Origin of the sequence: Bacillus cereus group sp. N21 (assembly GCF_016483395.1) — a bacterium.
In the GTDB taxonomy this organism is placed as follows: domain Bacteria; phylum Bacillota; class Bacilli; order Bacillales; family Bacillaceae_G; genus Bacillus_A; species Bacillus_A pseudomycoides.
This window is the reverse complement of the sequence record NZ_JAEHBX010000045.1, coordinates 1-14,215: the sequence shown is the minus strand read 5'-3', so window position 1 is coordinate 14,215 and position 14,215 is coordinate 1. Positions and strand designations below refer to the sequence as shown.

Here is a 14,215-nt window from a genome sequence, read left to right as displayed (position 1 = left end):
TATGTCCAATTGCCGATATATGACGATAAACGGTCGATATATCTTAAAAATCGCCAATATAATGATGGCGCAAAAAAAGAGTGAATAACTGATTAGTTACTCACTCTTTACTAGGATTAAAGCAACACAGAATCCTTATCACTTTCTTGATTACGTCTCTCGCGTTCTTCTTCTAAACGCTTCATATATACTTCTCCTTCTTTTTCAATAAACTCATTATCCATATCTTGCTCTTTTTTCGAAGTATATAAAACCATGTAACCACTTACGACAATCCCGATAATAACAAGATAAATCCACCATGGTAAAGTTTCCACTCTTCGCCCTTCCTTTCCTGAGACAAGCCTTGTTAGTTTCACTATATGAAGGTAGGACAAGAGTTATGACAATTTCTTTTTCAAACAAGTAAAGCAGTACTCCCATCTACAATCACCGTAGATAGAAGTACTGTCTTTAAAATTCTATCGATGAATCCAAACTGCACCTGCAGACTTGTCTTCAGCTTGTCCTACTACCTCAAACTTCAATCCTAGTTTCGGCAACTTACGTCCGGCATCTGGAATGATGCTGTTGATATACTGCTTAGAATCATCAAATTTCGCAACGCCTGGTAATCCTTTATAGTCAAAGATACCGCGAGTTGGCGAATCTACTTTCCATGCTGGCGTTTGATCAAATGAGAATGCAGCATCGGCAATTTGATAACGCGTACTGCTTTTCACAGTCGGTTGTCCGTTTAATGTCCCTACGATTGCCTCTGGATGAGAATCTACTACTCCTAAGAATCCTTCACCTGGATGAACGCCTACCCAGTTATCTGTAAAGCTTTGATCCGCATACCATACAACCATTCCTGTATTAAAGACTGGGCCACGTGCATGTTGTAACGCCATGTCAGAACCAGCGTAATTTCTCCACTCTACATAGTAGTTATGTTTTTTCTGTTCAAATCCGTTAGACACAGTAAATCCTTTTAACGTCATTGCAGGTTGTCCTTCTGCATCATCAGAGAAAACAACTTTGCCATCTACAGTTAATGCTGCATTATCTAACGCAAATCCTTTATAAGCTACTGCAATATCTGTTAAATATTCAAACTGTAATTTTACTTTTTTCCCTTTGAATTGGCTTAAATCGTATGATTTATCAACCCACTTACCATCAGTTGTATCCATACCGCCTTTTACGTCTTTTTCGCCCATTCTATCAATACGTGTCTTCGTTCCATCTTCTGGAATAGCATACACGTCAAGGAAATCATACTTCGCTTCAAGCTCATAGAATGCCTTATAATCAAACTTAGCATCCGTTGCATTTGTTAAATCAAATACTGGTGTCTCAAGTGTTGTATGAATGTCATTTCCTTTTGTACTGTAATAAAACTTCTTACCAAATGCCGATTCGATATTTTTTATATCTTTGTCCGGCAAGTTAACGCGAACGATTCCTGGTCGTTTTGATTTCGTAACACTTTGATCTAAATATGTTGCAGCACCGATTCCCGTGCCAAGTTTATCATAATCTACCTCAACGATATTCGCCCAGTTACCCTTCATATTCTTTTGGAAAAACTCTTTATTTTGTGGTGAAAAACTTGTTGGCTCTGTTCCTGCAATCTTTCCAGCCCAGCTGCCGCCGCTCATAATAGACCAAGATTCAACTGGTTCACCTTGTCCAGTGTACTTTGTATCGTACTCATCCGGTAAGCCTAAATCATGACCGTACTCATGGGCAAACACACCTACTGCTCCATCTTCAGGCTCGATTGTATAATCGTATGCAGCCATCTTTCCGCCCCAATTCGGAACAGAAGCTTGTGTTCCATCAATTGCATATGGTTTTGATCCAAGTTTTGAACGGTGAGACCAAATCGCATCATCTTTCAATTTACCGCCGCCAGCTTCTTGACCCACGCCAGCATGAACAACCATTAAATGATCAATAATGCCATCTGGCTCATTTTTATTACCATCTCCATCTTGATCGTACTGATCAAATTGGTCAAAATCAGCTAAGTTAATCCCTTTTGCTACTGCTGCTTTTAATGCTTCCTTCACAAAATCACGCGGTCCTAAAGGTCCTTTATTATCATGACCGGTACCAGCATCTGCACCATAATCAGAAGCTTTTCCTGGAACAGTAAGCCATTCCGTTACAGTTCCATCAACTGTGTAGCTACCACCTGATTGCTCTTCATAATATTGCTTGAATGTGTTAATTTTTGACCCATCAAATAGCGTAAATGGCTCATTACCAAATAACATTTTTTGATAATGCTCACGATTAAAGTCCTTAGAATACATATATCCTGGCGCTTGATCAATATTATTATGTTTAAAATCGCTAAATTCTACGAGTAAAACAAGTACTTTATCTTTTCGAACAGTTCCATTGTACTCTTCTTGCTTTGCTGGTGTAGTAGGTACTTTTCCATTTAATTTTCTAGGATTCAATCCTGCATCTTGTCCAGCTACTGGTCCTGCTGTTGGCTGCTGCGCCTGTTCATTTTCCTTCATTTTTGCATCTTTTACTTTTTTCATAAAATCAGAAGCTTCTTGCGTAAGACTATCTTCTGTAATGATTTCTTTCCCAGGGTTTTCCCCTTTCTTTTTCTCAACATACTTTTCAACAGCCTTTGACGTCTCAGCTTGTGATGCAGATTTATCAATGACTCCCCGTTCTTTTAATGCTTCTGCCAAACGCTCATCCGGTATTAAATGCTCATCTATTGGTAGAGATGATGATGGTGTTTCAGCATATGCTGCATGACTTCCAAAAGCAAAAGTACTACTTAGCACTGCCGCTGTTGCTAATACTGATAAAGGTTTTAACTTCTTATTCTTCTTCAATGCATTTCCTCCCCGTTGTTTGCGAACTATCGTTTTTTTTGTCGATAACAACATAATATTCGTATTATGACGAATATTCAATATTTTTCAACAAATAAAATGTTGAGAAATATTTTTTTATGCAGGGTGAAATACATAAGATAGCAAAATAAAAAGGTTCTGCCCTAAATAGCAGAACCTTTGTTTGAATCATCTTCTTAATTATGAAAGAAGGAACGGGTAATTCTATTCATTGATGGATACAGCATGCTTTTCAAAAAAAGCTTGGACATATTTCATAAACTCTTCCGGCTCTTGACGGAACGGAGCATGATACCCTTTTTCAATAATATGGAATGTACTATTTTTAAATAGTTGATGATATGCTTCACCATTTTTCCATGAAACGCTTTTATCATTTCTGCCCCAAATGATTAAGGTCGGCACCTTGATTTCATTCGCATCCATCGCTAATCGATGTTCTCTCATCTTACTTAATTCACTATAATGCTCTTTATCATCTCTTCTATTTTTCACCGCATTTTTATCATAATCCGTAATAGTAGATACCGTATTTAAATCAACCGATACATTCGGCTTTTGGAAACCTTCTTTTTGCTGGAAGGATTCTATTCCTGTGGAGTCAGCTAAAATAAGGTGCGTAATCGCCTCAGGATATAGGTATGTTAAATTAAGAGAAATCTCTCCCCCCATTGAATGACCAAGCACCGCAAACTTATCATAGCCTAATTTTTTCATTAACTTATAATATATATTTGCTTGCGCTGGGAATGAATACTGAAAATCCATTGGCTTCGAAGAACGACCAAATCCTATAATATCAACTGCAATGATCGTATGATCTTTCGCTAATTCTGGATAAATATCACGAAATCCATCAGAAGAACCTCCAAAGCCATGAAGCATAAGCAGCGGCGGTTTCCCTTCACCAATTTGTTTAAAATATATCGTTTGTCCATCTATTTCTACCTTTTTTTCTTTTGTGTTTAATTTTGTTGCAACAGTATTTTTTACTTCTTCTACTTTTGCTGTCGGTTTCTCAACGATATTACAAATCACTAATACGACAAGAACAATACAACTAATTATATAGAACTTTAATCGTTTCAAGTTAATTGTCTCCTTTCCTCTACTTTAAATCATGAAAAAATACACTTAACATAAGCTTTCACTTTTTGTCAGCATTTTATAGCCACATAGTTGTAACCATATAAGTTACAACTATGTTAAAAAAATATGCTTTCTCTCTAAGTAAGAATGCATTGGGATATTTCTTGTATTTGATTACTTTTATACTATTTAACCCACTTGTAATCAATATAGTTACAAACAAAAAGTAAGTCAATCATTTTTCAAAAGTTTTATATACTTATAGAAATGAAGGATAAAGAAAAAAATAAAAGAAGAACGCCTTTTAGTGAGGGTAAACGTTCTTCTGTTTGTTATAGGTCTACATGAGTATTTATTATAGGTGTTCGTGGTCTATTCTGAAGCACTTACACCGGTGTTTCCATCAGTATATGAATAGGCAGATGTATCGCTAACGCTATATGCTAAATCAGGCTTTGATATGAAATGGTCTGCGTGAGTAGCTTGTTGTGTTTCAGCAAAATGATTTAATCCAAGGGAAAGAATTCCGATAACAGATAAACCAACAGTAATAACACCCAATTTTTTCATTATTTTAACGCTCCTCTACTTAATAATTTTTGTTTCGCTTCATAACAGATATTAAAATAATCACTTACTTTTTCATGATTATTCAATTTACGAAATTCGACAGCTAACAACTCACCATATTCTTCAACATAATCCCATAATCCTTGTTTTTCGAAGTAAAATATTCCTTCTTTTATCTCTTTTTCCACTAAATCCATTGAACATCTTTCATTTAGTGTTTTCAAAATGTTGAAGTGATACATATATTCTTTGTTTCCTACTGCAGAACAAATATTTAAACCGTTTTCAATTAATTTTTGTGCAATATTTATTTCACCTAATTTATAATGTTCCCTTGCTTGTAGGAAAATGGCTTTGATATGATTAGGAAGTTTCTCTGTTACTTCTGATAAATGACGAATTGCTAAAGTGGATAGATTTTGGGTAGCATACAATAAACCTAGATTATGTCTAACTATTAAAATTAGCTTATCTTCTTTAGCTTTCTGTAAAATGTCAATTGCATGATTTAAATGTTCTTCGGCTTGTTCAAATTGTTTTAAAAATATACAAGCTGTCCCTATAATATTTTCACAGGATGCAACTTTGACTTCATATCCTTCTTGATTTAAAAATATTGCTTTCGCCTTATTTATATATTCAATAGAAGATAGCATTTTGTAAGTATGGTGATACAATACAGCAAAGTGTTGATGAAATTCAGCTTGTTCTATCGGATTAGAAACTTGCTTTAATAATTCTTTAGCTTTCTCAAAATGTATTTCAGATTCTTTGTAATTTGAAATGAACATTAGATGAATACCTTTAAAGAGATGATAATAATGTGTTAAAAGCAGATCATTCGGAATAGACAAGGAATCAATTTTATCGAAGCTATTGCTTGTAATACTTAAACGATCTGCTAACACTTGATAGCGAAAATCTAATAATGAATAATAAAACGATATGTTTTGATCTTCTTCCATATGATTAATTTTTGATTCAATTTCCTCTTTCAATCGTGTCGCTTTCTCTACTTGTTGCTGCAGCATTGACTGATACCAAGCGTCTAATGAATGCTTAATCTGTTCTTTCGTTACTACATGTGCACTCATAGAAATTCATCCCCCTCGTTTACAACTGTAATTATCTAAATATTATCACTTTTCCACAAATTGTATATCCCTCTAAATATATAAATAACTTGAGAAATAATTATCAGAATATTCCCTCCGTTAATGCAAATCCACTCATCTAATTCTTCATCATAGGTCATATTTTCCACTCGTCCGACTTGTTTCGTCCAAGCTTTTGTTTGTTCTTTCTCAAACGTATTGTATTTTACGTATGCTTTTATTTTTTTCTCTTCACAAAATGCATAGTTTTCTTCACTTCCATAACCAGAATCGGCAATCAAACGTTTTTGTTTTTTACGATTGTGTTTCTCTAATATTTCAAAATGCGGAATCAGACACCCTTGATCACCAGCTCGTTGATGAAGGCTAAATCCTGTAATAAATTGATTTTCCGTTCCAGCTTGTACATTGTGTATTGAGTATTTCTTGTAACATAGCGATATCTTTTGTTTGTAGAACCAATAGCCGAAGGTTTTGCGCATGATATGGGTACCAATTGATCCTACACCAGCAAAATCTCCGGCTTTTTGTAATTGTCGATAAGCTTGTTTTTTACTAATGGGTTGATCTCCTTTACGAGAAGGAAGCAAGTAGTGGAAATAGTAAAAGATTAAAATAATAATATTGGTAATGCAAAAAAAGCGGGATATCAACAAGGAAATATAGATGAACATAGCTATTTAAATCCAGCGGTTAATCGTGCTCCAGGAAATAAAAATATAGCTCCTGATAATCGAATACAATCCCATCATCCTATAGCTAAAAAAGGTGGAATCAATCATAACGAAAAGAAAACGAAGAAAAATTGAGGAGGTTGATACTGATATACATTATGAATTTAATGTAAGCTATAGAGAAATGATTGAGGCATGGGGTTGATCAAAAAACTGCAAAAAAGGTATTAGCAGATGCTTATAAATATTTTGATAGGTTAGGAGGTTTTATAAAAAATGATCGATTTATCTAAAATTCCTGGTTTAATAAAGAATAACCCAGCAAATGATATTGAAATTCAAGAATTAGAAGATCTGATGAAAATGGAGTTACCTAATGCATATAAAGATTTATTGAGATATACTAATGGTTTTTCAAATGGTGGAGGTTTAACGATTTATGGTACTGAGGATATTGTAGAACGAAATGAGACTTGGGAAGTAACTGAATATGCAAGTGGTTATGTTTCTATTGGTGATGATGGTAGTGGTAATGTTTTTTTAATGTTGCAAAGTGCAGATGTAAAAGAAATGTTGATTATTGGTTCTGGTGATATGAATCCAAATCATGCTACTGTAATTATCTTAGATTTTAGTGAATGGGTAAATACAGGGTGCTTAAATGAAAAAATACAGAAGATAGCAGTGGGATTCCCTGATATGTGTAATATAGTGTTAGTAGAAACCCCTAATGAAGGATTAAAAGACTTAGTAAAAATAAAAAGTATATTAGCAATTGATATTTCAACAGGAGATTTATTAAAGGGTTCGAAAAATCTTCCTTTTACATTAGTGAAGAAGTTTCCATATGGTAAGGCAAAAAAATTAATTGAAAAATTGAGACCTGCTGGTGTAGTGCTAAATGCAGTACCTACTGATATAAACAATTAATATTAAACGTAATTTTGAATGATACAACACTTCAACTAGCCTCTAGTATCGCTAAAGTTCTTGCGAAGTCCAGAGTGGAAACAGGTCAAAAATGGCCGAGATATATGGAAGAAGTTTATGATAGAAAATAGTAATATCTCCTCCAATGGTACATCAAGAAATTTTTAGTAGGGGATTTCATTTTAATAAATAAGGAGTGAAATATATGTTTAAAAAAATAACAAGAGCAGAACTGATAAGTCTAGTAAGTAAATTAGTAGAATGTGAAGGAACTGAAAAAGAGATTGATGAAATGATAGAAGTTGTAGAAAGAAATGTTCCACATCCAGAAGTAAGTGATTTACTATATTGGAATGATGAAGAACTTACTCCAGAACAAATAGTAGATATAGCACTAGCATATAAACCAATACAGCTTTAAAAATATTTTGCTACCTATCCCCCGCTGCATTTTGAGGCGGTAATCTTCCTACCCACAAATAGCGGGATAAAATATGCATGTCTTTTAGAGTTATGTAGCGATCCATTAACATTCATCTTTGCACCAACTATAAACTAAGAAAATCTATTAATCATATAATAGTTTTTTAAATATAGGAGAGGTTAATATGGCTATTGTGAACTTAATAATAGTAACTGATAAAAATACTAATAAATACATCCCTTTGTTAAGAAAAGTCACTTCCCAGTCAATTAGTGAAATCAAAAAGAATATTGAAACACTAGAACCAGTAATGATAAAAGAAAGCTACGATACTGATGGTTTAACCTCTTTACAACGTACTGCTGAAAAGTTAATAAACATGGGAGCAGAATTAAGATTTTATCAAAACAATCATATCATTTCATTAGAAATGATCAAAAATTTGATTGAAAGAAATAAAGGAATAGAAAAAGATAGAGAAGAATTGGATGATTTGATGTTTGGTGATGAGTCTATAGTGCCGGAGTAATTGGGCTAGGGATAAAAAATAGATAATAAGCATGGAACTAAAGAAGAAATACTAAAGGATTACATAAAACTCCCGGATAAGTAGGTGTTCATATGAAACTATACTTTAAAGATATTGAATTAGGTGAAATTACAGAAGTATCCGCAGATCCACCGTGGATGTATGGGACGATTCACTTAAATGAAAAGAGTAAGCCCTTTCATGAATATTTTCACGGGATGGTTGATGAAGACAATGAATTTGATTTTGACAGCGCAGATCCAGAATTTTTAGCAGAAAGTAATTGGTCTATTTTAGATGAAAATGAAGGTAAATACTTAGGAATCGATATACCGGCTATTTACATAGAAAATACAATAATCGCATGGCGTTGGAGATAAATTGATCCATATTAAAAGATACACTCTATCCTAAAGGAGATTAAAGAAAGAGGTTTTCATATGTGGAAAAATCTGATTTTAGAAATTGAAGAAATAGAGAAAAGCTTTAACTGTAAAATGAATACACCCGCAACAGATACTGAAGTTCAGAGATTAAGAGAACGTGTGAAAGAGAATTTCAATATTGATCTACCGATTGAATACGAAGAGTTTCTTAAAACTGTAAATGGTTTAGATTTTGATGGACTAGTGATTTATGGAGTTGATCCTTCTTTACTAGAACCAGAAAGAGAGGAACCAATCTGTGGACTTATAGACACGAATAAGATTTGGTATGAAAATGAATTTCAAAAAGAGTATCTTTTCTTTGGAGATTCAGATATTGCTTGGTTTTGTAAAAATTTATCTGACGGTACATATGTGGAACTTGATAAACCATCTGGTACAGTGATGGAAATATATAATGATTTCAATACCATGCTTGAGGAAGCATTAAAAATACATCTTAATTGAAAGTAAAGCATAAATATCAAACTTTTTATATTTTGATTACCGAAATACTCCTCAGTCATCAACCATTGTATTTGGGGAACACGAAGATGAAGATATGAAAAAAGCAATTTATCCCGTCTGTTCATCTTTTCAAGAATTGCTTTCTAGCTTACGCGACTTTGAAGATGAAGAATAAAAAAATAAAAGAAGAACGCCTTTTAGTGAGGGTAAACGTTCTTCTGTTTTTGCTGTAAATTTACTTAAATTTCTTTTGGTGCTGAGAAATCTGCGTGGCTATTAGAAGGTGCTCCTCCTGTGTCCCCTTTGTTTAAAGTCACATTGTTAAAATCACTAAATCCAGCTGTAATAGATAACGTAAATGCAAAACCTACTGCTGTTAAGATAATTTTTTTCATCATTTTAATGCTCCTTTTTTTATTTGTTTTTTTCTTGCTTCTTTACTCATGTGATAATATTTGCTTGCTTTTTCATGATTGTTTTCATTGTAGAATTTATCAGCTAAACGCTCTGCATACTCTTCAATACAATCAAATAATTCTTCTTTTTCAAAGTACATAATTCCTTTTAAAACAGCCTTTTCGAATGCATTTATATTAGTATTCATTTCTTTTAAAATCATAAAGCGATATTGATACTCCTGATTTTTAAATTGATTACAAATATGTAATCCTTTTTCTATTAATGATTCAGCAATATCTGAACGATTTAATTTCAAATTTTCATCAGCTTCTAAATACAATGCTCGGAAATGATTTGGAGATTTCTTTGTTACTTCTGATAAGTGACGAATTGCGGATTCGGATACATTTTGATTTGCATACAGTAAACCTAAGTTATTGCGTACCATGAGGATATATTTTTCATGATTTGTTTTTTGGAATACATCTAATGTAGCATTCAATGTTTCTTCAGCTAACTCAAATTGTTTTAAATCAATACAACATAGTCCGTATATATTTTCACATAATGCAAGATTGATTTCATATCCTGATTGCTTAGAAAATTCCTCTTTTGCTTTTTGAATGAAATCAATTGCTTTTACTTGTTGGTATGAGTGATAATAAAATTCTCCTAACCTATAGTTAAATTCAGCCTTTTCGAATGGATTTGTAATGTATTGTAATAGTTTTTCAGCTTGATCAAACTGCTCTTTTGCTTCTGTATAGTTTGTGATAAGTCTCAAATGAAAGCCTTTAAAAAAATGATAATAATATGCTAGAAGCCCTTCTGTCGGAATTTCAAAAGATTCTACTCTATCAAAACTATCTTCTTTAACCGCAACCCAGTCAGTCAGGACATTGTATCTGAAATTTAATAATGCATAATACAATAATACATCCTGATCTGCTTCTACCTGATTCAGGTTATTATCAATTTCTTCTTTACATCGTGTCGCTTTTTCCACTTGTTGTTGCAACATTGCTTGATACCAAGTGTCTAGTGAATGTTTCATTTGTTCTTTCGTTACTACATGTGTGCTCACAACAATTCATCCCCTTCATTTTCATCTGCAATAAACTGAATATTAACATAATTACACGAATTGTATATAAAATCCCCCTTTTAAGCTGATTGAAAAATAATTGTCAGAATATTCATCCGTAAAGGCTCAATTAAAACCTACCTCATAAATAAAAAGCATTATACCAATTGGTGTAATGCTTTTTATTTGGGTGAAAAATTCACTTTAGGAAGAATGTGCTTTTGTAAACTGTTGCTACTAAATGCACTTACTGTTTGTGTGTTTGAATCAAATTGCAATCCTAATGCTTTAAATACAACCTCTGTTTGTACAGGGGATAAACTAAATGATACTGTGTCATTATCTAGGTAAATATTTAATTCAACGCTCTCAATCATTATCTTTCATCTCCAATTTTTTGATTCATTCTTGGCTATTTTTTGTTTTGGAATAGCTTTTTGTTTTTCTCTTAAAACCTCAATGGAATTTAAAGCTTTATCTTCTTCGTAATAACTTAATAATATTTGTCGTTTTGTATCGTTCCCTTTCATCATAATGTTAGGATTTACGATATGAACGCTATTTTGCTTTTTCTTGATGAAGTTGTTTGCTTGTAGCTTTCTCATTAACTTTGCAATAGTAGGCTCAAAAACCTCGACATCACTAAAAAACAAATTAATTAAAAAAGTTAAGTATCTAAAATCCCCAAAACCATTGATATAACTGGGTTTTTCCTACTTTTTTGTTTAATTTACTCTCTTCTATAACCAAAGAGGCTTTTCATAAAATACCTTTTACTCTATATGTTTATGACACTAGAAGGGGCTAGCCCTTCGCTTCACCTCAGCCACTGCGCTCACATCCAAAAACAAAGGGTAATACATTTATGTTTGATATCCGCTTTATTAAAATATTTTCCGTATAGGAAGTGAATAAGCTTCCTATACGGAAAATATTACATATTAATACTTTCAGAGATTTTAAAAATAAAGAGGTGATTTTTAAATGTATAATGAGTCAATATATTTTCCTTATATAAATTATAATCAATACTTCGATCGTCAATTCCCTGGTCCTCAGATTCCAAGTATACCGGGAATGCCAAGTTTTCCGGGAATGCCAGGTTTTCCGGGAATGCCAGGTTTTCCGGGAATGCCAGGTTTTCCGGGTGCACCAGGACAGCAAAGTTCACAAGCTCCAACATCTCCTCCTCCATCATTTATTCCTCAACAATCAACTGCTTCACCATTTGCTGTTGATCCAGGGGCAATTTCATTCTGTTTATTTCGAAATACCTATATATGGCTTACGAATGGTGAACAGTTTTGGTATTATCCGATTTTTGTAGGACGAAGATCTGTTACTGGTTTTAGATGGAACGGTAGGTTTTGGGTGATTTTTGGAATTGATACAAGAAGGATTAGTTCATTTACATGTTTTTAAAAATTATAGAGTAACGATAAAAGTTTAATTATATAAACAAAAGAGGTATTAGAATGAAAAACTTTCAATCATTTGATGGGACAATAACTATGATTAACGATTTTGTAACAGGATCAAATGAAGAAATAGGATGTACTAAATTAATATCCGTAGATAATGGTTATGGGACTCTAACAAATTTTGTAGTGAAACCAAATACTTATTTTATTGACTACGCAGCGGTAGTAGTAGGAGATAAAGTAACTGGATTTTACGATGCTAACGTCCCTGTTCCTCTCATTTTCCCACCACAATTTCAAGCAATTGTTATAGCGAAATATATACCCTATCAAAATGTAAAAGTAGATAATTTTAATGAACAGTTAGAGAGTAGTGATGGAAAATTAAAATTAAATATTTCTCCTTCTACTCAAATTTTATTAACAAATGGCCAATTTTTTACAGGGAATCTTGCGAATCGAAATTTAATAGTTATTTATGGTCTTACAACAATGAGTATACCAGCCCAAACTACGCCATATAAAATCATTGTTTTGTGTCAAAAGTAATTTTTATTTTAAAGGGTCTCTCGGTTTATTTGAGAGGCTTTTTTTGTTTCTGAAGAAAAAAATAATGAAAAGTAGGAAAAAAGGTTTATTTTTTAAGATAGGGCCACGCCCCATACTCATCAAGCTAAGATTTTGAAATATCCCCAAAACGAAAATTTTATATTTCTACAGTTATTTATAAGAATTCAGCTCACTTTTTTCGTTTTGGGAAACAACCAATTTCTTAAGTTGATGGATATATGACGGTACCCCTACTTGTAAGTTAATTCCCGTAAGTTCCCTATTTTGGATTAGATTGAGTGAGATGAATCTTGATCAGATAAGAGTCCCTAATATAACAAAAAGGTAATAATGATTACCTCTTGAGTTCTTTTATTTCGTTTAATTTAAAAAGATTACATTTTCGTTACAAAAACTATTGATTATATTTAAATACCGTAATATAATTCTGTTTATGGAAATAAAAACTAAAATTATTCATTATTTGGGGGATATGGAAAATGAAGAAAATTATTTTACCAATTTTAATGTCTACAATGTTGATCGCTCCTGCAGTATCTCATGCAGAGAAAAATGTAGTTTCTCAAAATAATACGGATACAATTGAGCAAGTTCAAGAATATAGCGGTTGGGTTCGAGAGAAAGGAGACTGGTATTACTTCAATGAAGATGGATCTATGGCTAAATATTGGAAAGACATTAATGGTTCTTGGTATTATTTTGAAGAAAATGGTGTCATGGCGAAAGGTAAAACAACTATCAAGGGACAAACATATTACTTCAATGAAAATGGAACTATGCATACAGATTGGTTAGGAAATAAAGGTGGACCATATTCAGGAACATGGTATTACTTTAACAAAGATGGAACTATGGCTAAATATTGGAAAGTAATCAATGGCTCCTGGTATTATTTTGAAGAAGATGGTTTCATGGCGAAAGGTCAAAAAACTATCAAGGGACAAACATATTACTTCAATGAAGATGGAACTATGCAGACAGGTTGGCAAGTAATTAAAGGTGGCGGACCTTATTCAGGAACATGGTATTATTATAATGAAGATGGCGTAATGGCTAAGTATATGAAAAATATTGACGGACAAACATATTACTTTAATGAAGATGGAACTATGCAGACAGGTTGGAAGAAACTTCAAGGTTCCTTTGGCGGAAAATGGTATTACTTTAACAATAACGGCTCTATGGCAAAAGACTGGGTAAAAGTGAATGATATATGGTACTACATGAATAAAGATGGAATGATGCAAACAGGTTGGGTACAACAAAATGGAGATTGGTACTATTTACAATCTGATGGCTCTATGGCAGTAGGAAAACATTTCATTGATGGTAAATGGTATTCATTCCAAGATAATGGCGTTATGATGTAACAAAAGGTTTTTTAAACTGAATATATGAACACTAGATACCTATTTTAAGATATTTCTATTATGAATTTAAAAAAGGGCTTCCTTAATTAGGAAGTCTTTTTTATGATATCTGATGTTTAATCTGATTAGTTTGATTTGCTAACAACAATAAATATAAACATTTGTAATGTATTAATCTCGTATAAGAATATAAGTCATTATAGAGTTAGTATAGTCATATGGACACAACTTAGTTAAGTCCTTACAATGGGTTTCAAGGAGGAAGTGTCCGTATGAC

At 32.9% G+C, this 14,215-nt stretch carries 17 protein-coding genes and 3 pseudogenes; 9 read left to right on the top strand and 11 right to left on the bottom strand.

All coding sequences use genetic code 11. The features are described 5' to 3' along the window. Positions 1-116: 116 nt before the first annotated feature. From JDS96_RS32295 to JDS96_RS21135, 7 genes and pseudogenes are all read right to left on the bottom strand, one after another. A complete protein-coding gene (locus JDS96_RS32295; protein ID WP_003195714.1) occupies positions 117-317 on the bottom strand; it encodes a sporulation YhaL family protein in 201 nt (66 codons plus the stop codon). Positions 318-461: 144 nt separating this feature from the next. Continuing rightward, on the bottom strand, positions 462-2,849 hold the full coding sequence (locus JDS96_RS21160; protein WP_199667942.1) for an immune inhibitor A domain-containing protein: 2,388 nt from the start codon (positions 2,847-2,849) through the stop codon (positions 462-464). A 225-nt stretch (positions 2,850-3,074) separates the two neighbouring features. Next, a complete protein-coding gene (locus tag JDS96_RS21155; protein WP_199667941.1) occupies positions 3,075-3,959 on the bottom strand; it encodes an alpha/beta fold hydrolase in 885 nt (294 codons plus the stop codon). Between the two features lie 372 nt (positions 3,960-4,331). Then, positions 4,332-4,529, bottom strand: coding sequence for a Phr family secreted Rap phosphatase inhibitor (locus tag JDS96_RS21150; protein WP_003206073.1), 198 nt, complete (start codon positions 4,527-4,529; stop codon positions 4,332-4,334). Beyond that, positions 4,529-5,623, bottom strand: a complete 1,095-nt coding sequence (locus tag JDS96_RS21145; RefSeq protein WP_199667940.1) for a Rap family tetratricopeptide repeat protein — start codon at positions 5,621-5,623, stop codon at positions 4,529-4,531. Before JDS96_RS21145 ends, JDS96_RS21150 begins: the two co-directional genes overlap by 1 nt. Positions 5,624-5,742: 119 nt before the next feature. Further along, a pseudogene (locus JDS96_RS21140) lies at positions 5,743-6,057 on the bottom strand (transposase); the annotation flags it as partial. Position 6,058: 1 nt separating this feature from the next. Beyond that, positions 6,059-6,234 (bottom strand): annotated as a pseudogene (locus JDS96_RS21135) (tyrosine-type recombinase/integrase); the annotation flags it as partial. Positions 6,235-6,594: 360 nt separating this feature from the next. Here JDS96_RS21135 and JDS96_RS21130 point away from each other — a divergent pair. From JDS96_RS21130 to JDS96_RS32290, 6 genes and pseudogenes are all read left to right on the top strand, one after another. Then, positions 6,595-7,248, top strand: a complete 654-nt coding sequence (locus JDS96_RS21130; RefSeq protein ID WP_199667939.1) for an SMI1/KNR4 family protein — start codon at positions 6,595-6,597, stop codon at positions 7,246-7,248. A gap of 205 nt (positions 7,249-7,453) precedes the next feature. After that, positions 7,454-7,669, top strand: a complete 216-nt coding sequence (locus JDS96_RS21125) for a bacteriocin immunity protein (RefSeq protein WP_199667938.1) — start codon at positions 7,454-7,456, stop codon at positions 7,667-7,669. A 187-nt stretch (positions 7,670-7,856) separates the two neighbouring features. After that, entirely contained in the window at positions 7,857-8,201 is a 345-nt protein-coding gene (locus tag JDS96_RS21120) for a hypothetical protein (protein WP_199667937.1), read from the top strand. A gap of 92 nt (positions 8,202-8,293) precedes the next feature. Then, positions 8,294-8,581: a hypothetical protein gene (locus tag JDS96_RS21115; protein ID WP_199667936.1), complete on the top strand. Its 288-nt coding sequence runs from the start codon at positions 8,294-8,296 to the stop codon at positions 8,579-8,581. Positions 8,582-8,641: 60 nt separating this feature from the next. Continuing rightward, entirely contained in the window at positions 8,642-9,094 is a 453-nt protein-coding gene (locus JDS96_RS21110; protein ID WP_199667935.1) for a YrhA family protein, read from the top strand. 19 nt (positions 9,095-9,113) lie between these two features. Next, positions 9,114-9,269 (top strand): annotated as a pseudogene (locus tag JDS96_RS32290) (SMI1/KNR4 family protein); the annotation flags it as partial. A gap of 64 nt (positions 9,270-9,333) precedes the next feature. On the opposite strand, the gene JDS96_RS21105 reads toward JDS96_RS32290, so the two are convergent. From JDS96_RS21105 to JDS96_RS21090, 4 genes are all read right to left on the bottom strand, one after another. Then, positions 9,334-9,489 (bottom strand): hypothetical protein, encoded by a 156-nt coding sequence (locus JDS96_RS21105; protein ID WP_176549048.1) that lies wholly within the window; start codon positions 9,487-9,489, stop codon positions 9,334-9,336. Then, positions 9,489-10,577, bottom strand: coding sequence for a response regulator aspartate phosphatase (locus JDS96_RS21100; RefSeq protein WP_018766932.1), 1,089 nt, complete (start codon positions 10,575-10,577; stop codon positions 9,489-9,491). The genes JDS96_RS21105 and JDS96_RS21100 overlap by 1 nt, the downstream gene beginning before the upstream one ends. A 182-nt stretch (positions 10,578-10,759) precedes the next feature. Continuing rightward, complete coding sequence (locus JDS96_RS21095) at positions 10,760-10,954, bottom strand: hypothetical protein (RefSeq protein ID WP_199667934.1); 195 nt, start codon at positions 10,952-10,954, stop codon at positions 10,760-10,762. A 6-nt stretch (positions 10,955-10,960) separates the two neighbouring features. Next, complete coding sequence (locus tag JDS96_RS21090; protein WP_231382347.1) at positions 10,961-11,182, bottom strand: replication/maintenance protein RepL; 222 nt, start codon at positions 11,180-11,182, stop codon at positions 10,961-10,963. Positions 11,183-11,561: 379 nt separating this feature from the next. On the opposite strand from JDS96_RS21090, the gene JDS96_RS21085 reads away from it, so the two are divergent. The 3 genes from JDS96_RS21085 to JDS96_RS21075 all read left to right on the top strand — a co-directional run bounded on the left by JDS96_RS21085 (position 11,562) and on the right by JDS96_RS21075 (position 13,938). After that, entirely contained in the window at positions 11,562-11,999 is a 438-nt protein-coding gene (locus JDS96_RS21085) for a collagen-like protein (protein ID WP_199667933.1), read from the top strand. A 53-nt stretch (positions 12,000-12,052) separates the two neighbouring features. Continuing rightward, the gene (locus JDS96_RS21080; protein WP_003195700.1) at positions 12,053-12,547 is read left to right on the top strand and encodes a hypothetical protein; all 495 of its coding nucleotides are present in this window, start codon (positions 12,053-12,055) and stop codon (positions 12,545-12,547) included. A 500-nt stretch (positions 12,548-13,047) separates the two neighbouring features. Beyond that, positions 13,048-13,938 (top strand): N-acetylmuramoyl-L-alanine amidase family protein, encoded by an 891-nt coding sequence (locus tag JDS96_RS21075; RefSeq protein ID WP_199667932.1) that lies wholly within the window; start codon positions 13,048-13,050, stop codon positions 13,936-13,938. The last annotated feature ends 277 nt before the right edge of the window (positions 13,939-14,215 follow it).

Excerpts from the sequence above, each read along its gene's own strand:
- JDS96_RS21150 (WP_003206073.1), bottom strand. The coding sequence starts at position 4,529 with ATGAAAAAATTGGGTGTTATTACTGTTGGTTTATCTGTTATCGGAATT.
- JDS96_RS21145 (WP_199667940.1), bottom strand. The coding sequence starts at position 5,623 with ATGAGTGCACATGTAGTAACGAAAGAACAGATTAAGCATTCATTAGAC.
- JDS96_RS21130 (WP_199667939.1), top strand. The coding sequence starts at position 6,595 with ATGATCGATTTATCTAAAATTCCTGGTTTAATAAAGAATAACCCAGCA.
- JDS96_RS21125 (WP_199667938.1), top strand. The coding sequence starts at position 7,454 with ATGTTTAAAAAAATAACAAGAGCAGAACTGATAAGTCTAGTAAGTAAA.
- JDS96_RS21120 (WP_199667937.1), top strand. The coding sequence starts at position 7,857 with ATGGCTATTGTGAACTTAATAATAGTAACTGATAAAAATACTAATAAA.
- JDS96_RS21115 (WP_199667936.1), top strand. The coding sequence starts at position 8,294 with ATGAAACTATACTTTAAAGATATTGAATTAGGTGAAATTACAGAAGTA.
- JDS96_RS21110 (WP_199667935.1), top strand. The coding sequence starts at position 8,642 with ATGTGGAAAAATCTGATTTTAGAAATTGAAGAAATAGAGAAAAGCTTT.
- JDS96_RS21105 (WP_176549048.1), bottom strand. The coding sequence starts at position 9,489 with ATGAAAAAAATTATCTTAACAGCAGTAGGTTTTGCATTTACGTTATCT.
- JDS96_RS21095 (WP_199667934.1), bottom strand. The coding sequence starts at position 10,954 with ATGATTGAGAGCGTTGAATTAAATATTTACCTAGATAATGACACAGTA.
- JDS96_RS21090 (WP_231382347.1), bottom strand. The coding sequence starts at position 11,182 with ATGAGAAAGCTACAAGCAAACAACTTCATCAAGAAAAAGCAAAATAGC.
- JDS96_RS21085 (WP_199667933.1), top strand. The coding sequence starts at position 11,562 with ATGTATAATGAGTCAATATATTTTCCTTATATAAATTATAATCAATAC.
- JDS96_RS21080 (WP_003195700.1), top strand. The coding sequence starts at position 12,053 with ATGAAAAACTTTCAATCATTTGATGGGACAATAACTATGATTAACGAT.
- JDS96_RS21075 (WP_199667932.1), top strand. The coding sequence starts at position 13,048 with ATGAAGAAAATTATTTTACCAATTTTAATGTCTACAATGTTGATCGCT.